Raw genomic sequence first — 22495 nt, forward strand, 5'->3', positions numbered from 1 at the left:
GGAGTCTCGTGGGCTCGGAGATGTGTATAAGAGACAGGTCCCTAGGGGGCGGGAGGTCCCCTTGCGAGCCAACTACCCGGATTGCGGCGGGAGTTAACGTCGCCCGTACCGGCTGACGCCTCACCTCCGCAGCAGCGTCACCACCGCCGCCCCACCCAGGCCGATGTTGTGGGCGAGGCCGATCCGGGCGCCGGGGACCTGACGGTCGCCGGCCGTGCCGCGGAGCTGCCAGACCAGTTCGGCGGCCTGGGCCAGGCCCGTCGCGCCGAGCGGGTGCCCCTTGGAGATCAGGCCGCCGGACGGATTGACCACCCAGCGGCCGCCGTAGGTGGTGGCCCCGTCGGCGACCAGCTTTCCCGACGCGCCGTCCGGACACAGGCCCAGCGCCTCGTACGTCAGCAGCTCGTTGATGGAGAAGCAGTCGTGCAGCTCGATGACGTCCACGTCCTCGATGCCGAGGCCGCTCGCCGCGTACGCCCGCAGGGCGGCGGCCCGCGACATCGGTTTGCCGACGACGTCGATGCAGGAGCCGGACGTGAAACTCTCCTCCGTGTCGGTCGTCATGGCCTGGGCGGCGATCTCCACCGCCCGGTCGGTCAGACCGTGCTCGCGGACGAACCGCTCGGAGGCGACGACCGCCGCGGCCGCGCCGTCGGAGGTCGGTGAGCACTGGAGCTTGGTCAGCGGCCGGTGGACGGTCCGGGCGGCGAGCACCTCCTCGACCGTGTAGACGTCCCGGAACTGCGCGTACGGGTTGTGCGCGGAATGCCGGTGGTTCTTGGCGCCGACGGCGGCGAGCTGCTCGGCGGTGGTGCCGTACCGCTCCATGTGCTCCCGGGCCGCGTTGCCGAAGATCTGGGCGGTGGACGGGGTCTGCTCGAAGCCGTGGGCGGCCGCCATCACGCCGTAGTGGCGGGCCACCGGAGAGGTCGCGAAGTCCCCGCCGTCCGCACCGCCCCCCAGCGCGCCACGCCGCATCTTCTCGAAACCGAGGGCCAGCACGCAGTCGTTGAGGCCCGCCTCGACGAACTGCCGCGCCATCATCAGCGCGGTCGAGCCGGTCGCGCAGTTGTTGTTGACGTTGTAGACGGGGACGCCGGTCAGGCCCAGTTCGTAGACGGCGCGCTGACCGGCCGTCGAGGACTGGTAGCAGTAGCCGGCCGCCACCTGCTCGACCGCCTCGTAGCCGGTCCCGGCGTCCGCGAGGGCCTTGCCGCCCGCCTCCTTCACCATGTCCCAGTACTGCCACGCGCGGGTCTCGGGCTTCTCGAACGCGGTCATGCCGACGCCGACGATGTATGCCTTGCCAGCCATGCGGTCCTCCGGAACGGTCAGCGTGGAACGGGGAATGGGGAGCGGGGAATGGGGAGCGGGGAGCGGGGAGCGGGCGCCGGGTGGGGGCGGCGGGGTCAGACCAGGGGGCGGGGCTCCGGGTCGCGGGGCAGGCCGAGCAGCCGCTCCGCCACGACGTTGCGCTGCACCTGGGTCGTACCGCCGGCGATGGTCAGACAGCGCGACATCAAGAAGCCGTGCAGCGCCCGCTCACCGGCCCCTTCGCGCACCGCGCCGGCCGGACCGAGCAGCTCCAGGGCCAGCTCGGCGACCTTCTGCTGGTGTGGGGTCTGCACCAGCTTGCGGATGCTCGCGCCGGCGCCCGGCTCCAGCCCCGACACCTGCTGGAGCGTGGTGCGCAGTCCGATGCAGCCCAGGGCGTGCGCCTCCGCGGCCAGCTCGCCCACCTTCCCCAGCACCCCCTGCGGGTCGGCCCCGGCCCGCACCGGTCCGTCCGGCGCGGCGACCCGTTCGACGATCGCCTCCAGACCGGTGTCGAAGGTCAACTGGTCGGCCATGTGGACGCGTTCGTTGTCCAGGGTGGTGCGGGCCACCTTCCAGCCGTTGTTCACCTCACCGACCACCGCGTCGGCCGGCAGCAGCACGTCGTCGAAGTAGACCTCGTTGAAGAGCTCCTCCCCGGTGATCTCCTTCAGCGGGCGGACGTCGATGCCGGGGCTCGCCATGTCGACGACGAAGAACGTCAGCCCCTGGTGCTTGGGCGCGTCCGGGTCGGTACGGGCGAGCAGGATGCCGTGGCTCGACCACCGGGCGGCCGACGTCCACACCTTCTGGCCGTTGACCCGCCAGCCCCCGCCGTCGACCCGTTCGGCGCGGGTCCGCAGCGACGCCAGGTCCGAGCCCGCCCCGGGCTCGGAGAACAGCTGGCACCACAGCAGTTCGCCGCGCAGCGTCGGCCCCAGAAAGCGCTCCTGCTGGGCCGGGGTGCCGTGCGCGAGCAGCGAGGGCACCACCCAGGTGGCGATGCCCAGCTCGCTGATCCGCACCCCGGCGGCCGCCAACTCCTGCTGGATCGCCAGCTGCTGGACGGGGTCGGCGCCCAGTCCGTAGGGCCTGGGGAGGTGCGGGGCGGCGTAGCCGGTGGGGGCGAGCCGGCGGCGTACGGCGGCGGGGTCCAGGCCGTGGACGCGCTCGATGACGACCCGGGCCTCGGCGCGGTACCGGTCGGCTTCGGCGGGCAGTTCCAGGCGCAGCGCACGCCGGGCGCCGTCCGCGGCGAGGCGGGCGGCGCGCCGCCGGTGGACGTCGCCGCCGCCGAGCAGCTGGCGGGCCACCAGCGCCCGGCGCAGGTGCAGATGGGCGTCGTGCTCCCAGGTGAAGCCGATGCCGCCGAGGATCTGGATGCAGTCCTTGGCGCAGCTGAAGGCGGCGTCCAGGGCGGTGGCGGTGGCGAGCGCGGCGGTCAGCCCGCGGGGGCCGGGCGGCTCGTGCGCCGCGCGGGCCGCGTCCCACACGAGGGCGCGGGCCTGCTCGCAGCGTACGAGCATGTCGGCGCAGAGGTGCTTGACGGCCTGGAACTGGCCGATGGGGCGGCCGAACTGTTCGCGTACGGTGGCGTGTTCGGTGGCGGTGGTGAGCGCCCGGGCGGCTGTGCCGCAGGCTTCCGCGGCGAACAGCACGCCGGCCAGGTCGTGGACGAGGGTGTCGTCGAGGTCCAGCAGCCGTGCGCCGGGCACCCGGACGCCGTGGGCGACGACCTCGGCGGTGGGCCGGGTCGGGTCGGCGCTCTCCTGGACGCGTACGGTCAGCGCCGCGGCGTCGACGGCGAGCCACACCGTTCCGGTGGGCGCCTCGGCGGCCAGCACGATCAGGTCCGCGTCGGCTCCGGCGAGGACCGGCGGCGCGGTGCCGTCCAGGACGTAGCCGTCGGCGGTCTCGGCGGCGGTGAGCGTGCCCGGGCCGAGTGCGACGGCGCCGAGGAGTTGGCCGGTGGCGAGGGCCCGTACGAGGGGTCGGGCGCCGGCGCGGTGCAGCAGCGCGGCGGCGAGGGTGGTGGGCAGGAAGGGGCCGGGGAGTGCGGCGCGGCCCAGCTCCTCCAGCACCACGGCGAGGTCGAGGAGCGCGCCGCCGCCTCCGCCGTCGGCCTCGGGGAGGTGGAGGCCGAGCAGGCCCTGCGCGGCGAGGGCGTCCCAGTAGGCGGGGCGCCCGTGCCGTCCGGGTGCGGCGTCGAGCAGTTTGCGCACTTCCTCGGGCGGCACGGTCCGGGCTACCCATCCGGCCACGGCTCCGGCCAGGTCGCGTTGCTCCTGCGTGATTCCGATGCCCATGCGGGGCAGACTAGAACACGTTCCAATCTGACGGAAGGTCAGGTGCGGGTTTTGATGCGGGGCCGGGCGGATGCGGGCGGTTCGGTGAATTCCGCCCCGGCTCCCCCCCCCACGAATTCCCCGCTTTCGCGGCATCCACGGAAACGGCCGCCGGTAAAAGCGCGTCGCGGAGCGAACGTAAGGAAGCGGTGAAAAGAGGAAGAAGGGCAGGAAAGCGAGGGAAGAAATCTCACTCCCGCCCCGATAGCCCCCTCCGCATCACGAGCCCACCTCCTGCGTACCACGAGCCCACCCGCCGCATCGCTATCCGCCCACACCACCCACGCATCACGCGTCCCACCCCATACGGCACGATGAGCCATCCGACCGCACCACCAGGAGGAAGCCCATGCCCGGTCCCACGGCTCCGTCCGCTCCGAAGCCGGAGATACTCGCCGCGTTCGAGGCGGCGAAGGGCTTCATGCCCGTGGACGAGGGGCTCGCGCTGTACGCGGCGGCGGCCGAGGCGGCGGCGCTGGGGCTGCCGCTGGTGGAGGTCGGCACCTACTGCGGCCGGTCCACGATCCTGCTCGCGGACGCCGCGCGGGAGGCCGGCGTGGTGGCCGTCACCGTCGACCACCACCGGGGCAGCGAGGAGCAGCAGCCGGGCTGGGACTACCACGATCCGGACGTCGTGGACCCGGAGGTCGGCCGGATGGACACCCTGCCCACCTTCCGCCGCACGCTGCACGCCGCGGGCCTGGAGGACCAGGTGATCGCCGTGGTGGGCCGCTCGCCGCAGGTCGCGGCGGTGTGGCAGGCGCCGGTGGGCCTGGTCTTCATCGACGGCGGGCACACCGACGAGCACGCGGGCGCCGACTACGAGGGCTGGGCACCGCATGTCGCGCCCGGCGGTCTGCTGGTGATCCACGACGTGTTCCCGGACCCGGTCGACGAATGGACGGGCCAGGCCCCGTACCGCATCTACCGCAGGGCCCTGGAGTCCGGCGCCTTCACCGAGATCTCGGCGCACCGGTCGCTGCGCGTCCTGCGACGCACGGGCCCCGGCAGCTGAGCCAGCTACGATCGCCCACGTGTCGAACGGCAGTACTTTCCCCCCGCACCGCCGCCTGCGCGGCACCCTGCTCCTCGTCCTGGCGGCCGTGGTGGTCGTGAGCCTGGGGGGCTGGCTGCTCTGGCGGGCCTGGGGTGACGGCGGCCCGCCGGGGGCCGGGCGGCCCGCGGCGAGCGGGCCGTCGGACGCGGCCTCCGGGGGGCAGTCGGCAGGCGGGAGCGGGTCCGACGGCAAGAAGGGCGCCGGCTCCGGCGGTACGACGGCTCCGGGCGCCGGCCTCAAGGGCAGGACCGTGCTGATCGACCCGGGACACAATCCGCACAACCGCGATCACGGCCGGGAGATCGGCCGGCTGGTGGACATCGGCACCGGGCGCAAGGAGTGCGACACCACCGGCACGGCCACCGACGACGGCTACGCCGAGGCGTCCTTCACCCTGGACGTCGCCCGCCGCGCCCGCACCCTCCTCCAGCGCGAGGGCGCCAAGGTGGTCTTCACCCAGGACGGCGACCGCCCCTACGGGCCGTGCGTGGACGAGCGGGCGGCCGCCGGGAACAAGGCGCACGCCGATGCCGCGGTCTCGATCCACGCCGACGGCTCGGCGGCCGGCAACCGCGGCTTCCACGTGATCCTGCCCGCGCGCGTGTCGGCCGGCCCGGCCGACACCGCCGCGATCGTCGGACCCTCGCGGCGGCTGGGCGAGCAACTGGCCGGCCGGTTCGGCGCGGTAACCGGAAGCAAACCGTCCAATTACATCGGCGGCGGCACCGGACTCGACACCCGCTCCGATCTCGGCGGCCTCAACCTCTCGGACGTACCGAAGGTGTTCATCGAGTGCGGCAATATGCGCGATCCGAAGGACGCCGCGCAATTGACCGACGCGCGGTGGCGGGAAAAGGCGGCCCGGGGGATCACCGCGGGCATTACGGACTTCTTGGCGCACTGACCGCGCCCCCGCACCGGATCCGATACACCCGCGATACCGCCTCCTGTACACCTCCGGTACCGGTTCTCCTACGGCGCCCGATAGCGCGCCGAAACGAACACGACGGCCCGCCGGATTCGGCGATAGGTTCCCCTTTACGATGGGTGGCCACCGCCGTGCCTCGCACCGCGCGCACCGCGACAGCGACGACCAGACCCGCGAAAGAGACAAAGGACCCTTACGTGAACATCCGCTCCCTCACTCGAGGCGACGGCGTGGTGATCGGAGCAGCGGTGTTGCTGTTCATCGCCTCGTTCCTCGACCTCACCGGCGGCCCGGACTGCTCCGGCCCGTACGCCAAGTTCTGCGAAGCCCAGGACTACAGCAGCAGCAACGCCTGGGACGCGCTGTCCACGCTCATGAGCATGTACCTGGCCGGAGTGATCGGCGCGGCGATCGTCATCATCAGCCGTGCGCTGCCGCAGCCGCGCAAGGTCGCCGGTCTCGACCTCGGCCAGTTCGGCGTCGCCCTGACCATCTTCGCGGCGTGGACGGCGTTCTGGAGCATCATCGACGCCAACAGCGCGGGCGCGGGCCTGATCATCGGTCTGATCGCGGCGCTGATCCTGGCCGCCGGCGCGGTCGCCGGACCGCTGGTCCCGGCACTGCAGCCCGCCCTGATCGGCTCCCCCAAGCCGCAGGCCGCCCCGTACGGCGCCGGCCCCAACCCGGGTTACGGCTACCCGGGCGCGCAGCAGCAGGCGGGCGGTTACGGCTACCCGGGCGGCCAGCAGCAGCCGCAGGCCGGTCAGACGCACGGTCAGCAGGTCCCGGCCGAGGCGACGGCGGGCGGCGCGGCGGGTGCCACTCCGGCGGCCGGCACCGCGCCGGAGTTCGCACCGTTCTGGTTCGCGGTGCCCGTGGCGCGCCCGCTGTACGGCGAGGACGGTTCGCCGTCGCCGATCGCCGAACTGGCGCCCGGCACCTGGTACCTCGCGGTGGAGCAGCGCGGCCAGGCCCTGATCGCGCAGACCCAGGACGGCCGGCGCGGCGTCCTTCAGGACACCACCGGCATCCAGCGCGGCTGACCCGCACGCCCAGCGGTCCTTTCCCGGCCCCTCGCCCTCCACGGGCGGGGGGCCGTTGCCATGTCCGCGGCCCGGCCGTACAGTCGCCGCACGCACGGCATCTGACGTTCAGTCAGCACACGGTGTGGGCACCGTCCGAGAGGGGCGATCGGCATGCGACTCGGTCTGGCACTGGGCTACTGGGGCCGCGGCCCCGACCCCCGGCACCTCGCTCTCGCCCGCGAGGCGGAGCGGCTGGGCTACGACTCGGTGTGGACCGCGGAAGCCTGGGGCTCGGACGCGTTCACCGCGCTGACCTGGATCGCCGCCCACACCTCCCGTATCCGGCTGGGTACCGGCATCGCGCAGATGGCCGCCCGCACCCCCACCGCCACCGCGATGCACGCCCTCACCCTCGACCATCTCTCCGGTGGCCGGCTGTTGCTGGGCCTGGGACTGTCCGGGCCGCAGGTCGTCGAGGGGTGGTACGGGCGGCCGTTCCCCAAGAGCCCGCTGACCGCCACCCGCGAATACGTGGACACGATCCGTCAGGTCCTGCGCCGCGAGGGCCCGGTGGAGGTGGACGGGCTGTTCCATCCGCTGCCCTACCGCGGCGCGGACGGCACCGGTCTGGGCAAGGCGCTCAAGCCGATCACCCATCCGCTGCGGGCCGGGATCCCGCTCCTGCTGGGCGCCGAGGGCCCCAGGAACATCGCCCAGACGACCCGGATCGCGGACGGCTGGCTGCCGCTGTACTGGTCGCCGCAGCGCACCGGCGTCTACCGGGACGCGCTGGCCGACGCCCCGCCGGGCTTTCTGATCGCGCCCATGGCACGCGCCGTGGTCTGCAATGACGTCGCCGAAGGGCTGCTGCCGGTCAAGGCGATGCTCGGCTTCTACATCGGCGGGATGGGCGCCGCGGCCAAGAACTTCCACGCCGACCTGATGGCGCGGATGGGCTTCGCGGAGGACGCCCGGCGGGTGCAGCGGCTCTTCCTCGAAGGCCGCAGGGAGGAGGCCGTACGCGCCGTGCCGGACGCCTTCGCCGACGAGATATCCCTGGTCGGGCCACGTGAACGGATCGCCGAGCGGCTGGCGTTGTGGCGTGCGGGCCCGGTCACCGACCTGCTGGTCACCGCACCGGACCCGCACACGCTACGGGTGCTGGCCGAGCTGAACTCCTGACCGCGGCCGGCCGCTCACCCGAACGACGCCCACGCCAGCCACCGGTCGAGCAGCGCCCGCTCGCCCAGCACCTCGACCCGGTCGCTGTCGGCGGGCAGCCGGCGGTAGACGACGCGGAGCACGTCACTGAGCGGGCCGCGCAGCGCGACCGCCGCCTTCTCGTGGGTGCGCCGGTGGGTGGGCGCCTCCCCCGTGAGGTCGAGGAGCCACTCGGCGGTCAGTCCGGGCGGGGCGTCGGTGGCGTGGACGTGCAGCGTACGGCCCGGACCGAAGAGTTCCGTGCCGCGTCCGGTGAAGCGTTCCGCGACCACCGGCAGCTCGCAGATCTGCAGCCACTCCTCCAGGCAGTCCGCGGCGACCGGCGCCGGCACGTCGAAGGCGGCGCCCGCGGTGAGCGCGGCGTCGGCCCGGTGGATCACCGTCTCGTGCGTCATCCGGCGGGCCCAGAAGCCGGCCCGCTGCACCGGCGACCAGGACCACACCTCGGCGTCCGGGCCGGCCTCCCGCAGCGCCGCCACGGTCCGCTCGGCGCCCTCCGCCAGCCAGGCGTCCAGCGCCGCCGCGTCCTCGCCCGCGGGCCCGTCGCCCTCCGGGATGTCCGCGTCGTCGACGTTCTTCGTCGCGCGGCGGGCGACGAGGGTGCCGGCCCAGCGGTGCGCGCCCCCCACGTGCCGGGCGAGGTCGGCCAGCGTCCAGTCGGGGCAGGTCGGCACGGTCACCGAGAGATCGGCGTGCCGCACGATCTCGCGGAACGCGTCGGTCTCGGCGAGGAGTTGGGCGCAGTATTCCTCGTGGGTCAGGGAGCCTTGGAGTGTCATGCGGCGCACAGTAGTGCGCCGCCCCCCGCCCGGCGCCGCATTTTCCGGCGGTGTCCCTACGGGCCGGTCCGCCCGCAGCAGTCCGGGTCCAGGCCCGCCGGCAGCTGCTCCCCGCCGAAGACCGTGGTGGTGGCCTCGTCACCGCCGACGGCCGCGACCGCGAGCAGCAGCGAGCCGGCCGTCCAGGAGGTCAGTTCGCGGGGCCAGATCGCGTCGTCGTCGAAGACGTAGCCGGTCCAGTACATGCCGTCCTCGGCGCGGAGGTGCTGCATCCACTTGAGGATCTGCACGGCCCGCTCGGACTCGCCGGTCGCCCACAGGGCGAGGGCCAGCTCCGCGCTCTCGCCGCCGGTGACCCAGGGGTTGGGCAGCACGCAGCGCACGCCGAGCCCGGGCACCACGAACTGTTCCCATGCGGCGTCGATGCGCTCCCGCGCCGCCGCACCGCGTACGGCGCCGCCCAGGATCGGGTAGTACCAGTCCATGGAGTAGCGGGCCTTGTCCAGGAACCGTTCGGGGTGGCTGCGTATCGCGTGGCCGAGACGGCCGACCGCGAGTTCCCAGTCGGGCTGCGGCTCCTCGCGCTGTTCGGCGAGCGCGAGCGCGCAGCGCAGCGCCTGGTAGACGGAGGAGGAGCCGGTCAGCAGCGCGTCGTTGACGGGGGTCCCGTCGTCCTCGCGCTTCCAGCCGATCTCACCGCCGGGCTGCTGGAGCTCCAGTACGAACTCGATCGCCGAGTACACCGCGGGCCACATGCGGTCGAGGAAGGTCTCGTCGCCGGTGGACAGGAAGTGGTGCCAGACGCCGACCGCGATGTAGGCGCAGAAGTTGGTCTCCCGGCCGCGGTCGGTGGGTACCTCGGCGTCGCCGTCGGCGTAGGCCGCGTACCAGGACCCGTCCGGGTTCTGATGGCGTACCAGCCAGTCGTACGCGGCCTCGGCGCGCTCGTGTTCGCCGGCCGCGTCCAGGGCCATGGCGGCCTCGGTGTGGTCCCACGGGTCGAGGTGGTGGCCGCGGAACCAGGGGATGGCGCCGTCCTCGCGCTGGGTCGCCAGGATGCCGGCGACCGTACGGGCTGCCTGTTCGGCGGTGAGCACCCCCGGCAGGACGAGCCGTTCGGTACGTCCGGGACTCGTCACTTGGCGGCCCCTGCGGAGGACTTGGCGGAGGACTTGGCCGCGCGGGCCTTGGCGCCCGGCTTCACGGCGGGGGCCTTCGCGGCGGGTTCGGCGGCCTCGGCGGGCGCGCCCGTCGCGTCGGCGGCCTGCGCCTCGGGCAGGTGCGGCTTGGTGGCGTAGACGACGAAGCTCTTGCCGATGACGGGGTTCAGCGCCCGCTCGGCGAGCCGGGTGGCCAGCGGCTTCTTCATGATGTCCCAGACCAGCAGCTTGTGGTACGCCTGCACCGGCAGCGCCTTGTCGTTGTCCACCCCGAAGGCGCACTTGAGCCACCAGTACGGGCTGTGCAGCCCGTGCGCGTGGTGCGTGCCGTACGGCTCCAGGCCGGCCTCCCGCATCTTGCCGAGGAGTTCGTCGCCGCGGTAGATACGGATGTGGCCCCCCTCGACCTCGTGGTACGCGTCGCTGAGCGTCCAGCAGATCTTCTCGGGACCGTAGCGGGGCACGGTGACGGCGATCCGGCCGCCGGGGCGCAGCACCCGCACCATCTCGGCGAGCACGCCCTTGTCGTCCGGGATGTGCTCCATCACCTCGGAGATGATCACGATGTCGAAGCTGTCGTCGGGGAAGGGCAGGTTGAGCGCATCGCCCTCCATGGCGGTGGCGGAGGCGCCCGCCGGGGCCTCGCCGGCCTCCTCCATCGCGGCGAACCACTTGGCGACCTCGCGGATCTCGTCGCCGTTCTGGTCGAGGGCGACGACCTGCGCGCCGCGCCGGTAGCACTCGAAGGCGTGCCGGCCGGCGCCGCAGCCCAGGTCGAGCACGCGGTCGCCCGGGGCGAGCGGGAAACGGGAAAAGTCGACGGTCAGCACGGCGTTCTGCTTTCGTCCGGCGGTGATTTGCGGGGGTGGCTGCGGGGGTGCAGGGGTGCGCGGGCTAGCTGCGCAGGGTGCGGGCGGCGGTGCGGCCGCCCTGGAGGGCGATCGCCTCGCGGTAGCGCTCGGCGGTGCCGAGGGCGGCCTGCCGCCAGGTGAAGCGGGCCAGCACCCGCTCCCGGCCGGCGGCGCCGAGCCGGCGGCGCAGGGGCTCGTCGCCGAGGAGGCGGAGCAGTCCGGCGGCCAGCGCGCCGGCGTCGCCCGGCGGAACGGCGAGACAGGTCTCACCGTCGGTGCCGGCGACCTCGGGGATGGCACCGCCGGTGGTGGCCAGCAGCGGGGTGCCGGTGGCCATCGCTTCGGCGGCGGGCAGCGAGAAGCCCTCGTAGAGGGAGGGGACGCAGGCGACCTGGGCGCCGCGGACCAGGTCGACGAGTTCGCGGTCGCTGATGCCCTTGACGAACTCGATGGCGCCGGCCAGCCCGAGCCGCTCGATGGCGGCGGCGACCGGGCCGTCGTCGGCGCGCTTGCCGACGACCACCAGGTGGGCGTCCGGGTTCTCGGTGCGCACCTTGGCGAGCGCCTCGACGAGGTGGATCAGGCCCTTGAGGGGCACGTCGGCGCTGGAGGTGGTGACGATCCGGCCGGGCACCTCGGGCACGGACGCGTCCGGCGAGAAGAGGTCGGTGTCGGCGCCGATGTGGACGACGTGGATCCGGCCGGAGGGAACGGCGAGGTCGTCGATGATCTCCTGGCGGGAGGAGCCGGAGACGGTCAGCACGGACGGCAGCCGGCGGGCGACCCGCTTCTGCATCCGGGTGAAGCCGTACCAGCGGCGCACCGAGAGGCGGCGCTTCCAGTCGGGCGCGGCGGCCAGGTCGAGCCGCCGGTCGACGGTGATGGGGTGGTGGATCGTGGTGACCAGCGGGGCGCCGAGCGCGCCGGGGCCGCCGAGCAGGCCGTAGCCGAGGGTCTGGTTGTCGTGGACGACATCGAACTGGCCGCGGCGGGCGGCGAGATGGCGCCGGGCGCGCAGCGAGAAGGTCAGCGGCTCGGGGAAGCCACCGGTCCACATCGTGCCGACCTCGACGGCGTCGACCCAGTCGCGGTACTCGCCGCGGCCCGGCGTGCGGAACGGGTCCGGCTGGCGGTAGAGGTCCAGGCTCGGCAGCTCGGTGAGGGTCACTCCCTCGTCGAGGACGGGGTAGGGCTGGGCGCCGATGACCTCGACGGTGTGGCCGAGGCGGGCCAGTTCACGCGAGAGGTGGCGTACGTAGACGCCCTGTCCCCCGCAGAACGGGTTCCCCTTGTACGTGAGCATCGCGATGCGCAGGGGCCGCTCGCCGTTCGTCGGGGTGGAGGCGGAGGCGGCCTCTGCGGGGCGCGGCGCGGCTGCGTGGACGGCCTCTGCGGTCACGCTCGGCCCCCTTCTCACTGGACTTTCGCCGGAGCGTAACCGCTGGCGGTAATCTAGAACAAGTTTCAGAACTGATTGGCTACTGATCAGTTCACAGAGCCTCGAATCTACCGGCCAGGACAGATGCGAAAAGAGCCGCACCAGGTGATTCGCGCCACCACCCGCCCCCCTGCCATGCTGTGCCGATCACACCACCGGCACTCCCCGCATCGCGGACGGAATGCCACGGAATGGGAAATATGACTACGGAATCCAAGGCGGCCAAGCCGGCGCTTCCCGCGAGTCCTCCCCTGACCGAGCGTCAGGAGGCCCGGCGGCGGCGCATCCTGCACACCAGCGCCAAGCTGGCGTCCCGTGGCGGTTTCGACGCCGTGCAGATGCGCGAGGTCGCCGAGTCCTCGGGCGTCGCACTCGGCACCCTCTACCGCTACTTCCCCTCCAAGGTGCACCTGCTGGTCGCCACCATGCAGGACCAGCTCCAGCACATGCACGAGACGCTGCGCAAGCGCCCGCCGTCGGAGCAGGACCCGGGCGCGCGGGTCGCGCAGACCCTGATGCGGGCGTTCCGCGCCCTGCAGCGCGAACCGCACCTCGCGGACGCCATGGTGCGCGCGCTGACCTTCGCCGACCGGTCGGTGAGCCCGGAGGTGGACACCGTCTCGCGGCTGACGACGGCGATCATCCTGGACGCGATGGCGCCGCCCGCCGCCCACCGTTCGCAGGAACCGGCGCGCCCCGCCGCCCCGCCCACCCCCGAACAGCTCTCCGCGGTCCGCGTCATCGAGCACACCTGGCACTCGGCCCTGATCACCTGGCTCTCGGGCCGCGCCTCGATCGCCCAGGTGAAGATCGACATCGAGACGGTCTGCCGCCTGATCGACCTGACGACACCGGAGCGGGGCGGGCAGGACGGCCGGTAGGGCGAGTGGTGGGGCGGGTGGTGGCTGAGCCCCTCGCACCCCTAGGCCGTGGCCGCACCGCGTTCAGTCCTCCGGCGGGAACACCGCCTCGCCGTTGTCGGCCGCGGTGAGGGTGATGGCCTCCACCGGGCATCCCTCGGCCGCCGCCAGGACGCTCTCGGTGGCTTCCGCCTCCGGGGCCACCGGGTGCGACTGCCGCGCCGTGTCCAGCCGGAAGCCGTCCGGTGCCGCGCCGACGCACATCCCCGACCCGATGCAGACGCTCCGGTCCACCTCCACCCGCCAGCGGTCGGCCATCACGCCCCCGCCGGCAGATGGATCATCTTGTGCTCCAGGTATTCGCCGAAGCCCTCCGGGCCGAACTCCCGCCCGATGCCGGAGTTCTTGTAGCCGCCGAACGGGCCGAGCATGTCGATGCTGAAGGTGTTGACCGAGTACGTACCGGTGCGCACCTGCCGGGCGAGGTCGATGCCGTGGTCGACGTCGGCCGTCCAGACCGAGCCGGAGAGCCCGTAGTCGGAGTCGTTGGCGATCTCCACCGCCTCCGCCTCGTCCTGGTACGGCAGCAGGCAGATGACCGGGCCGAAGATCTCCTCGCGGGCGATCCGCATGGAGTTGGCCACCTCGCCGAAGAGGGTCGGTTCGACGTACCAGCCCGTGGCCCGGTCCTTGGGCCGGCCGCCGCCGGTGAGGAGCTTGGCGCCTTCCTTCTGGCCGAGCGCGATGTAGTCGAGCGAACGCTGCTGCTGGCGGCGGGCGACGAGCGGCCCGACCTCGGTGGCCGGATCCAGCGGGTCGCCCACGGTGAGCGCGGCGGCCGCGGCGGTGAACCGTTCGGCGATCTCGTCGTAGCGGCCGCGCGGTACGAGAATCCGGGTCTGCGCCACACACGCCTGACCGTTGATCATCCAGGCGAACGGCACGATGCCGGCCACCGCCGCGTCCAGATCCGCGTCCGGGAGGATCACCGCGGCGGACTTGCCGCCGAGTTCCAGCGTGACCCGGCTGAGGTGGCGGGCCGCGACCTCCATGACCCGCTTGCCCGCCGCCACCGAGCCGGTGAACGACACCTTGTCCACGCCGGGGTGCCCGACCAGGTACTCGCTCACCTCGCGGTCCGCCGGCAGGATCGACAGCACGCCCCGTGGCAGCCCGGCCTCCGTCGCGATCTCCGCGAGCAGGTACGCGTCGAGCGGGGTCTCCGGCGACACCTTCAGCACCACCGAGCAGCCGGCCAGCAGCGCCGGTGCGAGCTTGGCGGCGGCGGTGAACTGCGGGACGTTCCACGGCACGACGGCCGCGACCACGCCGACCGGTTCCCGCCGTACCAGGATCGGCCCCAGCACCCCGGCCCGCCGCTCCTCGAACGGGAAGTCACGCGCCACCGTCAGCGCCGCGTCCCAGGCCAGCACCGAGGCCAGCGACTGCACCATGACGCCCGAGGTGTACGGGGTGCCGTTCTCGGAGCTGATGACCCTGGCGATCTCCTCGCTGCGCGCCGCGAAGGCGTCCTTGATGCGGGTCACCACCGCGATCCGCTCCGCCAACGGGGCGTTCGCCCACACCCCGGACGCGAAGGACGCGCGGGCCGCGGCCACCGCGCGGTCGACGTCGGCCCGCGAGGCGTGCGGGACGCGGCCGATGACCTGTTCGGTGTGCGGCGAGACGACCTCGATGGTGTCCCGGCCGGCCGGATCGACCAGCTCACCGCCTATGTAGAGCTTGCCGTGCTCGACGAGGTCGCTCATCGCTGCCGCCTCCCGACGCTTTCTGACGTTGCATCAGAAACTTTTCACTGCCCCGAACTGATACCAGTTCCAGTGGGAGGAGTCCACGGCACGGGCCGAATACCCGCCCGCCGTCAACGGGGAGGAGTACGGGGCGAGATGGGGCCCGGGGCGCGGGCTCGCGCCCCCGTCCCGTGCGAGGCACTTCACGCCACCCTGTAACTCGTTCTAGTTATAGTGAGCGGGTGTGGGGGCGGGTTCCCGGAGGCAGGGCGGGAGGCGTCCGCAGGGTGTTTCCGCAGTGGGTGTGTCCGCACCGAGAGGGGACCGGGATGACCACGCAGGTGACCGACCACCGAGGCGGCGTCTGGAGCATCGCCGTCCCCATCCCGGACAACCCGCTGGGCCACACCCTGGTCCACCTCCTGGAGACCGACCGCGGGCCGGTGCTCATCGACACCGGCTGGGACGACCCGGACTCCTGGGACACCCTGGTCGCCGGCGTCGCCGCCTGCGGCTTCGACGTCGCCGACCTCCACGGCGTCCTGGTCACCCATCACCATCCGGACCACCACGGGCTCTCCGCCAAGGTGCGGGAGGCGTCCGGCGCGTGGATCGCGATGCACGCCGCGGACGCGGCCGTGGTCCGCCGCACCCGTGAGGCGGAACCGGGCCGATGGCTCGACTACCTGCTCGCCAAGCTGACGGCGGCGGGCGCACCGGAGGACCATCTGACGCCGCTGCGCGAGGCGCGTGCGGGAGGACGCGGCCGGCGGCTGCCCGGGCGGCGGGCCGCGCTGCCGGACCGCGGGATCGAACCCGGCGAGCTGCTCGACCTGCCGGGGCGCCGGCTCCGCGCCATCTGGACGCCGGGCCACACGCCGGGGCACGTGTGTCTGCATCTGGAGGAGCGGCATCCGGTACTGGAGCCGGCGCGGCCGGCAGCGGCGGAGGCGGGCGCGGCGGGTCCGGGGGCGGGCCGTGGGGCGATTGGCGGAACGGCCGGTGGCGGAACGGCCAGCGGTCGGGGCCGGCTCTTCTCCGGTGATCACCTGCTTCCCGGCATCACCCCGCACATCGGTTTGTACGAGGACCCGGACGACGAGAGGGAGGCCACCGACCCGTTGGGCGACTACCTCGACTCCCTGGAACGTGTCGGCCGGCTCGCCCCCGCCGAGGTCCTGCCGGCCCATCAGCACGCCTTCACCGATGCCGAGGGCCGGGTCGGCGAGCTCATCGCTCACCATGAAGAGCGGCTCTCCGGATTGCGAGCACTGCTCCGCGAACCCCGCACGCCCTGGCAGCTCGCCGTGGCCATGGAGTGGAACCGCCCGTGGGACCGGATCCCCTACGGCTCCCGGAACATCGCCGTATCGGAGGCCGAGGCACATCTGCGGCGCCTGGTGAAGCTGGGGCACGCGGAGCGGGTACCGGGGTCCGACCCGGCGACGTACCGGGCGGTGTGAGACGCGGGTGAGGCCGGCGGGCGCGGCCGTCCGCCCGTCCCCCCTTCTGGTCGCCTGCCCCCCGTCTGCCCGTCCTCGCCTCCGCCCGCCCGATTCGCACGCTCCGTCCGCCCGATTCGTACGCGCGGGCGAGTGGCCGCAGGGCGCCGGTTAAGGTGTGCGGGACAACTTCATCCGTACCTGATCGGGGGAAGCCGGTGGAAATCCGGCGCTGCCCCTCCCCCAAGCTCTCGGCTTCGCTCGAGCTCGGGGGCACCCCATCCGTGAGGGCGGCCGCCCGCGCACCGCGCGCCCGGCCGTACGAGCCGGAGCACCCGATGGGGCACGACCAAGGCTCGCGCCACCGGAACCGCCGCCTGTACGGACGGACCGGTGCGCGGCACCGTCGAGGTATGCGGAGCCGAGCCCGGTGCCCGCGCGGCGCCCGATCGCAGGATCGGCGTGCGGCGGTCGGCCGAGCGCGGCTGCGCACCACCGCCGCGACCCGACCCGAGAGGCACCGACCCGATGGCCCCCATGGCCCCCCTGGCTCCCATGGCTCAGCAGGCCCCTTCGACGCACCCCGTCGCCTTCCTGGCGCGCCGCGCCGCCATGGCGCTGGCGGCCGCGGCGGTGCTGGGCGGGGCCGCCGCTCCGGCCGCGTACGCGGTGGACGGTGCCGATGGCGCGCCCGCCGCCGGCTCCCCCAAGAAGCTGCCCGAGGGGCTGTACGGCACCAAGGACCCGCAGTACGACGGCGTCTGGCGGCAGTCGCTCGCGCTGCTGGCGCAGCACACGGTGGGCGTGCGGCCCGCGACGTCGGCCGTGCGGTGGCTGGTCGGGCAGCAGTGCGCGGACGGCGCGTTCACCGCCTTCCGGGCCGAGCCGGGCAAGCCCTGCGACGCCAAGACCATGCGGGACACCAACCAGACGGCCGCCGCGGTGCAGGCGCTGGCCGCGCTCGGCGGCCACGACGAGACCGTGCAGAAGGCCGTGAACTGGCTGAAGTCGGTACAGAACGACGACGGTGGCTGGAGCTCGATGGCCGGCTCGCCCAGCGACGCCAACTCCACCTCGGTGGTCGTCGGCGCCCTCGCGGCGGCCGGTGCGAAGCCGGAGTCGGTCACGTCGAAGAAGGGCGGCAGGACCCCGTACGACGGGCTGCTCACCTTCCGGCTGGGCTGTGACGTCAAGGAGGGCGAGCGCGGGGCCTTCACCTTCCAGCTCAAGGGCGCGGCCGCGAACGCGGACGCCACCGCGGCGGCCGCGACCGGAGCACTCGGCAAGGGCTTCGTCGTCGCCCCGGCGGGCGGTGCCGCCGACACCCCGGTCAAGCCGCTGAGCTGCAAGGACGGCAAGGCGGACGGCAAGTCGGGCGACAAGGGTCCGGCGGCGGCCGAGGGCGGCGCCGGCTACCTCGTCGCGCAGCTCGACAAGAACGGGCACCACCTGCTCTCCGCGATGCCGGGCCAGGAGAAGCAGCCGGACGTCGGCAACACCGCCGACGCCGTGGTGGCGCTGGCGGCCGGCGGCCACCGCTCCGCCGCGCAGCAGCCGCTGAAGTGGCTGGAGAAGAACGCGGCGGCCTGGGCCCGGCAGAACGGCCCGGCCGCCTACGCCCAGCTGGTGCTCGCCGCGCACGCCACCGGCACCGACCCGCGGTCCTTCGGCGGCACCGACCTGGTGACCGCGCTCAACGCCACCGGTCCCGAGCCGGCCGGCACCACCCCCGGCAAGGACGCCCGGGCCGCCGACGCCGCCAAGGACTCCGACGGCGGCGTCAACGTCTGGTGGGTCGTCGGCGTCGGGCTCGCCGTCGGCGCCGGCATCGGCTTCCTGCTGAGCGGCCGCCGGAAGAAGAACGACCTCTGATGCGGCTGTTGCGGCGGATGCGGCTGATGCGGCGAACCAGGGCCGCCGGCGCGCTGCTGCTGGCCGGCGCGGTCACCGTGCTGGCGGCGGCCGGGCCGGCCCAGGCGCAGGAGTACCGCTACTGGGCCTTCTGGGACGGTGCGGACCGTGGCTCCTGGACGTACGCCACCCAGGGGCCCGCCACCGTACGGCCGGCCGACGGCGCGGTGGAGGGCTTCCGGTTCACGGTCAGCGCGGACTCCGCCGCGGCCGGCCGACCGCGCGCGGCCGCCGACTTCGACGCCCTCTGCCGTGCCACGCCGGCCAAGGACGGCCGCAAGCGGATCGGCATCGTCATCGACTTCGGCACCGCGGCGGACGCGCCCGGCGGCGCGCGGCCGCCGGCGGCGCGGACCGCGTGCGCCCAGGTGCCCGAGGACGCCTCGGCGGGCGAGGCGCTGGCCGCGGTCGCCCGGCCGCTGCGCTACGACTCCAACGCGCTGCTGTGCGCCATCGCCGGCTATCCGACGTCGGGTTGTGCGGACCAGGTCAGCGGCGCGGACGGGGCGAAGGGCGCGCCGAAGGGTGCGGACGGATCGACGGCTGTGGGCGGGTCGAAGGGGGCCGGTGACGGTGGCGACGGCGGGCCGTCCGCGGGGCTGCTCGGCGGTGTCGCGGCCGTCGTCGTACTGGGTGGGGCGGCTGTCTGGCAGGCACGCCGCCGGCGCGGATGAGCGCCCCGCAGGCGACCCGTACCACCGCGCTGCACGCCGGCGCCTGGTGGCTGTGGGCGCTCGGCCTGGCCACCGCGGCCTCCCGCACCACCAACCCGCTGCTGCTGGGGCTGCTGGTGGGGGTGGCCGGCTATGTCGTCGCCGCCCGCCGCACGGACGCGCCCTGGGCCCGCTCGTACGGGGCGTTCGTCAAGGTCGGCCTGGTCGTGCTCGGCATCCGGCTGGTCTTCGCGTTCTTCCTCGGCTCCCCCATCCCTGGCACGCACACGCTGCTCACGCTGCCCGAAGTGCCGCTGCCGGACTGGGCGCAGGGCGTCCGGATCGGCGGCCGGGTCACGGCCGAGGGCATGGTCTTCGCGCTCTACGACGGACTGAAGCTGGCTGCCCTGCTCATCTGCGTCGGCGCCGCCAACGCCCTCGCCAACCCCTCCCGCCTGCTGAAATCCCTGCCCGGCGCGCTCTATGAGGCGGGCGTGGCGGTCGTCGTCGCCATGACCTTCGCACCGAACCTGATCGCCGACGTGCAGCGGCTGCGCGCCGCCCGCCGGCTGCGCGGCCGTCCCGACCGCGGTGTCACGGCGCTCCTCCAGGTCGGTCTGCCGGTGCTGGAGGGCGCCCTGGAACGGTCGGTGGCGCTGGCCGCGGCCATGGACGCGCGCGGCTACGGCCGCAGCGCGCAGGTGCCGCGCGCCGTACGGCACACCACGTCCGTCCTCACCCTCGGCGGGCTGCTCGGCATCTGCGCGGGCACGTACGGCCTCCTCGGCGACACCGGGGCCGGCTACGGTCTGCCGCTGCTGCTGGCCGGTCTGACCGCGGCACTGGCCGGGCTCCGGCTCGGCGGCCGCCGCTCGCTGCGCACCCGTTACCGCCCCGAACGCTGGGGCGTCCGGGCCTGGCTGGTCTCCGGCTCCGGCGTCGCCGTGGCGGTCCTGATGATCTGGGCCAACGGCTACGCCCCGGCCGCCCTGCACCCGCCGGCCGTCCCGCTCACCACGCCGGTGCTGCCGCTCTGGCCGGCCGTGTCCGTCCTGCTCGGGCTGCTGCCCGCGCTCGTCGCGCCGGTACCGCGCGCCCCGGAACGTCCGCGGCGCGCCGAACGCGCGCCCTCCGGAACCCGCGCCGTACGCAACGGGCGTGACGACGGCGACGACCGCCTGCGTGGCGCCGGCGGCCACCCGGGCGGCGGCCCGCACTCCCCTCAGCACACGAAGGAGCCGACTCCGTGATCCGGTTCGAGCAGGTCTCGGTCACCTACGGCGACGCCGCGGCGCCCGCCGTCCGGGGCATCGACCTGACCGTCCCCGAGGGCGAACTGTGCCTCCTGGTCGGCCCCTCCGGCGTGGGCAAGTCCACCGTGCTGAACGCCGTCTGCGGACTCGTCCCGCACTTCACCGGCGGCACCCTGCACGGCCGCGTCACCGTCGACGGCCGCGACACCCGCACCCACAGGCCACGCGAACTCGCCGATGTCGTCGGCACCGTGGGCCAGGACCCGCTGGCCCACTTCGTCACCGACACCGTCGAGGACGAACTCGCCTACGGCATGGAATCGCTCGGCCTCGCCCCCGACGTGATGCGCCGCCGCGTCGAGGAGACCCTGGACCTGCTCGGCCTGGCCGGTCTGCGGGACCGCGCCCTCACCACGCTGTCCGGGGGCCAGAGGCAGCGGGTGGCGATCGGCTCGGTCCTCACCACCCACCCCAAGGTCCTGGTGCTCGACGAGCCCACCTCGGCCCTCGACCCGGCCGCCGCCGAAGAGGTGCTCTCCGTACTCCAGCGGCTGGTCCATGACCTCGGCACCACGGTCCTCCTGGCCGAACACCGCCTGGAGCGCGTCATCCAGTACGCCGACCAGGTCATCCTGCTCCCCGCACCGGGGGCGCCGCCGGTCATGGGCAGCCCCTCCGAGATCATGGCGATCTCCCCCGTCCACCCCCCGGTCGTGGCCCTGGGCCGGCTCGCGCAGTGGTCCCCGCTCCCCCTCACCGTCCGCGACGCCCGCCGCCGGGCCGCTCCCCTGCGGGACCGCCTCAGGGACCGCACCCCGCCGACCGCCGGGCGGCCGGCGCCGGGCCCCGGACCGGAAGCGGACCGGAACGGACCCGCCGCCGAGGTCCGCGGGCTCGGTGTCCGCCGGGGGCCGACCGACGCCTTGTACCGGGTGGACCTGACCGTCCGGGCCGGTGAGACCGTCGCGCTGATGGGACGCAACGGCGCGGGCAAGTCCACGCTGCTCAACACCCTCGTGGGGGTCCACCAGCCGTCCTCCGGAACGGTCCGGGTCGCCGGTGCCGTCCCGCACCGCACCGCACCGCGCGCCCTGCTGCGGCACGTCGGCCTGGTGCCCCAGGAACCGCGCGACCTCCTCTACGCGGACACCGTCGCCGCCGAGTGCGCCGCCGCGGACCAGGACGCGGACGCCCCGGCCGGCAGCTGCCGGGTCCTGGTGTCCCGGCTGCTGCCCGACGTCCCGGACTCCGTCCACCCCCGTGATCTCTCCGAGGGCCAACGTCTCGCGCTCGCCCTCGCGCTCGTGCTCACCGCGCGTCCCGGGCTGCTGCTGCTCGACGAGCCCACCCGCGGCCTGGACTACGCCGCCAAGGCCCGCCTGGTCGAGGTGGTGCGGGCGCTGGCCGCCGAGGGGCACGCCATCGTCCTTGCCACCCACGACGTGGAACTCGCCGCCGAACTGGCGCACCGCGTGGTGATCCTCGCCGACGGTGAGGTCGTCGCCGACGGCCCCACCGACGACATCGTGGTGTCCTCGCCCTCCTTCGCGCCGCAGGTCGCCAAGGTGCTCGCCCCGCTGCCCTGGCTGACCGTGCCGCAGGTGGCCCGCGCGCTGGAGGCCACCGCATGACCCCGCGCCCGCAGCGCCCCGGCCGTACGGTCCGGGCCGTGCGGCTCGGGCCGCGCTCCGTCGCCGCGCTGGTCCTGATCTCGGCCATCGGCGTGATGGCGTTCGGCTGGCCGCTGCTCGCCGACTCGGCGTCCGGGCTCGCCCATTCCAAGGACGCGCCCTGGCTGTTCGCCGCGCTGCTGCCGATGCTGCTGGCCGTCGTGGTGGCGACCATCGCCGACACCGGCCTGGACGCCAAGGCCCTCGCCATGCTCGGTGTGCTGGCCGCTGCCGGCGCCGCGTTGCGCCCGCTGGGCGCGGGGACGGCCGGCATCGAGCCGATGTTCTTCCTGATGGTGCTGGCGGGGCGGGTGCTCGGGCCCGGTTTCGGCTTCGTGCTGGGTTCGGTGGCGATGTTCGCGTCGGCGCTGCTGACCGGCGGCGTCGGCCCCTGGATGCCGTTCCAGATGCTGACCATGGGGTGGGTGTCGATGGGCGCCGGGCTGCTGCCGGGCCCCGACCGGCTGCGGGGGCGCCGCGAGGTGGTCATGCTCGCCGGCTACGGCGCCGTCTCCGCCGTCCTCTACGGCCTGGTCATGAACCTCCAGGGCTGGCCGTACATCGCCGGTCTGGCCTCGGGGGTCTCCTTCGTGCCCGGCGACCCCGTCGACCAGAACCTCGCCCGTTACGTCGCCTACTGTCTCGCCACCTCCCTCGGCTGGGACCTGCCCCGCGCGCTGGTGACCGTGGTCCTCACCTGCACGCTGGGCAGTACCGTCCTGGCGGCCCTGCGGCGCGCCACCCGCCGCGCCGCCTTCGACGTGCCGGTGTCCTTCGCCTCCGCCGGGCCGGCTGCTTCCACCACGGCGCCGGCCGGCGGGTGCCGTTCGGAATGAC

The 22495-nt window shown here is 74.0% G+C and carries 19 protein-coding genes; 11 read left to right on the plus strand and 8 right to left on the minus strand.

All coding sequences use genetic code 11. From position 1 onward, the window contains the following. Positions 1-120: 120 nt before the first annotated feature. Together OO62_RS34650 and OO62_RS34655 are read right to left on the minus strand one after the other, a co-directional pair. On the minus strand, positions 121-1314 hold the full coding sequence (locus OO62_RS34650; RefSeq protein WP_033271691.1) for a lipid-transfer protein: 1194 nt from the start codon (positions 1312-1314) through the stop codon (positions 121-123). A 95-nt stretch (positions 1315-1409) separates the two neighbouring features. Further along, positions 1410-3620, minus strand: coding sequence for an acyl-CoA dehydrogenase family protein (locus OO62_RS34655; protein ID WP_033271692.1), 2211 nt, complete (start codon positions 3618-3620; stop codon positions 1410-1412). Between the two features lie 388 nt (positions 3621-4008). Here OO62_RS34655 and OO62_RS34660 point away from each other — a divergent pair, with 388 nt between their 5' ends. The 4 genes from OO62_RS34660 (at position 4009) to OO62_RS34675 (ending at position 7851) form a co-directional block, all read left to right on the plus strand. After that, on the plus strand, positions 4009-4674 hold the full coding sequence (locus tag OO62_RS34660) for a class I SAM-dependent methyltransferase (protein WP_033271693.1): 666 nt from the start codon (positions 4009-4011) through the stop codon (positions 4672-4674). Between the two features lie 19 nt (positions 4675-4693). Next, positions 4694-5620, plus strand: coding sequence for an N-acetylmuramoyl-L-alanine amidase (locus OO62_RS34665; RefSeq protein WP_078617511.1), 927 nt, complete (start codon positions 4694-4696; stop codon positions 5618-5620). 221 nt (positions 5621-5841) lie between these two features. Continuing rightward, entirely contained in the window at positions 5842-6687 is an 846-nt protein-coding gene (locus tag OO62_RS34670) for a DUF5336 domain-containing protein (RefSeq protein ID WP_033271694.1), read from the plus strand. 153 nt (positions 6688-6840) lie between these two features. Continuing rightward, a complete protein-coding gene (locus OO62_RS34675) occupies positions 6841-7851 on the plus strand; it encodes an LLM class F420-dependent oxidoreductase (RefSeq protein ID WP_033271695.1) in 1011 nt (336 codons plus the stop codon). 14 nt (positions 7852-7865) lie between these two features. On the opposite strand, the gene OO62_RS34680 is transcribed toward OO62_RS34675, so the two are convergent. From OO62_RS34680 to OO62_RS34695, 4 genes are all read right to left on the minus strand, one after another. Then, positions 7866-8669: a maleylpyruvate isomerase family mycothiol-dependent enzyme gene (locus OO62_RS34680; protein WP_033271712.1), complete on the minus strand. Its 804-nt coding sequence runs from the start codon at positions 8667-8669 to the stop codon at positions 7866-7868. A gap of 56 nt (positions 8670-8725) precedes the next feature. Continuing rightward, the gene (locus OO62_RS34685; RefSeq protein ID WP_033271696.1) at positions 8726-9808 is read right to left on the minus strand and encodes a prenyltransferase/squalene oxidase repeat-containing protein; all 1083 of its coding nucleotides are present in this window, start codon (positions 9806-9808) and stop codon (positions 8726-8728) included. Beyond that, on the minus strand, positions 9805-10659 hold the full coding sequence (locus tag OO62_RS34690; RefSeq protein ID WP_033271697.1) for a class I SAM-dependent methyltransferase: 855 nt from the start codon (positions 10657-10659) through the stop codon (positions 9805-9807). The genes OO62_RS34685 and OO62_RS34690 overlap by 4 nt, the downstream gene beginning before the upstream one ends. A gap of 64 nt (positions 10660-10723) precedes the next feature. Next, positions 10724-12079 carry a glycosyltransferase family 4 protein gene (locus OO62_RS34695; protein ID WP_033271698.1) on the minus strand — a complete coding sequence of 452 codons (1356 nt, stop codon included), beginning with the start codon at positions 12077-12079 and terminating at the stop codon, positions 10724-10726. 239 nt (positions 12080-12318) lie between these two features. On the opposite strand from OO62_RS34695, the gene OO62_RS34700 reads away from it, so the two are divergent. Beyond that, entirely contained in the window at positions 12319-12999 is a 681-nt protein-coding gene (locus OO62_RS34700) for a TetR family transcriptional regulator (protein ID WP_033271699.1), read from the plus strand. Positions 13000-13062: 63 nt separating this feature from the next. On the opposite strand, the gene OO62_RS34705 is transcribed toward OO62_RS34700, so the two are convergent. Continuing rightward, on the minus strand, positions 13063-13296 hold the full coding sequence (locus OO62_RS34705; protein WP_033271700.1) for a ferredoxin: 234 nt from the start codon (positions 13294-13296) through the stop codon (positions 13063-13065). After that, positions 13296-14747: an aldehyde dehydrogenase gene (locus tag OO62_RS34710; protein ID WP_033271701.1), complete on the minus strand. Its 1452-nt coding sequence runs from the start codon at positions 14745-14747 to the stop codon at positions 13296-13298. Before OO62_RS34710 ends, OO62_RS34705 begins: the two co-directional genes overlap by 1 nt. A 311-nt stretch (positions 14748-15058) precedes the next feature. Between OO62_RS34710 and OO62_RS34715 the strand changes: the two genes are divergently transcribed. From OO62_RS34715 to OO62_RS34740, 6 genes are all read left to right on the plus strand, one after another. Continuing rightward, entirely contained in the window at positions 15059-16192 is a 1134-nt protein-coding gene (locus OO62_RS34715; protein ID WP_033271702.1) for an MBL fold metallo-hydrolase, read from the plus strand. Between the two features lie 534 nt (positions 16193-16726). Then, positions 16727-18043: an SCO2321 family membrane protein gene (locus tag OO62_RS34720; protein WP_228332425.1), complete on the plus strand. Its 1317-nt coding sequence runs from the start codon at positions 16727-16729 to the stop codon at positions 18041-18043. A gap of 26 nt (positions 18044-18069) precedes the next feature. Beyond that, positions 18070-18756 carry an SCO2322 family protein gene (locus OO62_RS34725; protein ID WP_033271714.1) on the plus strand — a complete coding sequence of 229 codons (687 nt, stop codon included), beginning with the start codon at positions 18070-18072 and terminating at the stop codon, positions 18754-18756. Further along, positions 18753-19985, plus strand: a complete 1233-nt coding sequence (locus tag OO62_RS34730) for a CbiQ family ECF transporter T component (RefSeq protein ID WP_078617512.1) — start codon at positions 18753-18755, stop codon at positions 19983-19985. Before OO62_RS34725 ends, OO62_RS34730 begins: the two co-directional genes overlap by 4 nt. Beyond that, positions 19982-21619, plus strand: coding sequence for an ABC transporter ATP-binding protein (locus tag OO62_RS34735; RefSeq protein WP_033271703.1), 1638 nt, complete (start codon positions 19982-19984; stop codon positions 21617-21619). Before OO62_RS34730 ends, OO62_RS34735 begins: the two co-directional genes overlap by 4 nt. Continuing rightward, complete coding sequence (locus OO62_RS34740; protein ID WP_051733858.1) at positions 21616-22494, plus strand: ECF transporter S component; 879 nt, start codon at positions 21616-21618, stop codon at positions 22492-22494. The genes OO62_RS34735 and OO62_RS34740 overlap by 4 nt, the downstream gene beginning before the upstream one ends. The last annotated feature ends 1 nt before the right edge of the window (position 22495 follow it).

Source organism: Streptomyces lydicus (genome assembly GCF_000717345.1).
Taxonomy (GTDB): domain Bacteria; phylum Actinomycetota; class Actinomycetes; order Streptomycetales; family Streptomycetaceae; genus Streptomyces; species Streptomyces lydicus.

What these genes read in the sequence shown, in the direction of transcription:
- OO62_RS34650 (WP_033271691.1), bottom strand. Translation starts at nt 1,314, where the DNA reads ATGGCTGGCAAGGCATACATCGTCGGCGTCGGCATGACCGCGTTCGAG.
- OO62_RS34655 (WP_033271692.1), bottom strand. Translation starts at nt 3,620, where the DNA reads ATGGGCATCGGAATCACGCAGGAGCAACGCGACCTGGCCGGAGCCGTG.
- OO62_RS34660 (WP_033271693.1), top strand. Translation starts at nt 4,009, where the DNA reads ATGCCCGGTCCCACGGCTCCGTCCGCTCCGAAGCCGGAGATACTCGCC.
- OO62_RS34675 (WP_033271695.1), top strand. Translation starts at nt 6,841, where the DNA reads ATGCGACTCGGTCTGGCACTGGGCTACTGGGGCCGCGGCCCCGACCCC.
- OO62_RS34680 (WP_033271712.1), bottom strand. Translation starts at nt 8,669, where the DNA reads ATGACACTCCAAGGCTCCCTGACCCACGAGGAATACTGCGCCCAACTC.
- OO62_RS34700 (WP_033271699.1), top strand. Translation starts at nt 12,319, where the DNA reads ATGACTACGGAATCCAAGGCGGCCAAGCCGGCGCTTCCCGCGAGTCCT.
- OO62_RS34705 (WP_033271700.1), bottom strand. Translation starts at nt 13,296, where the DNA reads ATGGCCGACCGCTGGCGGGTGGAGGTGGACCGGAGCGTCTGCATCGGG.
- OO62_RS34710 (WP_033271701.1), bottom strand. Translation starts at nt 14,747, where the DNA reads ATGAGCGACCTCGTCGAGCACGGCAAGCTCTACATAGGCGGTGAGCTG.
- OO62_RS34715 (WP_033271702.1), top strand. Translation starts at nt 15,059, where the DNA reads ATGACCACGCAGGTGACCGACCACCGAGGCGGCGTCTGGAGCATCGCC.
- OO62_RS34720 (WP_228332425.1), top strand. Translation starts at nt 16,727, where the DNA reads ATGGCTCAGCAGGCCCCTTCGACGCACCCCGTCGCCTTCCTGGCGCGC.
- OO62_RS34725 (WP_033271714.1), top strand. Translation starts at nt 18,070, where the DNA reads ATGCGGCGAACCAGGGCCGCCGGCGCGCTGCTGCTGGCCGGCGCGGTC.
- OO62_RS34730 (WP_078617512.1), top strand. Translation starts at nt 18,753, where the DNA reads ATGAGCGCCCCGCAGGCGACCCGTACCACCGCGCTGCACGCCGGCGCC.
- OO62_RS34740 (WP_051733858.1), top strand. Translation starts at nt 21,616, where the DNA reads ATGACCCCGCGCCCGCAGCGCCCCGGCCGTACGGTCCGGGCCGTGCGG.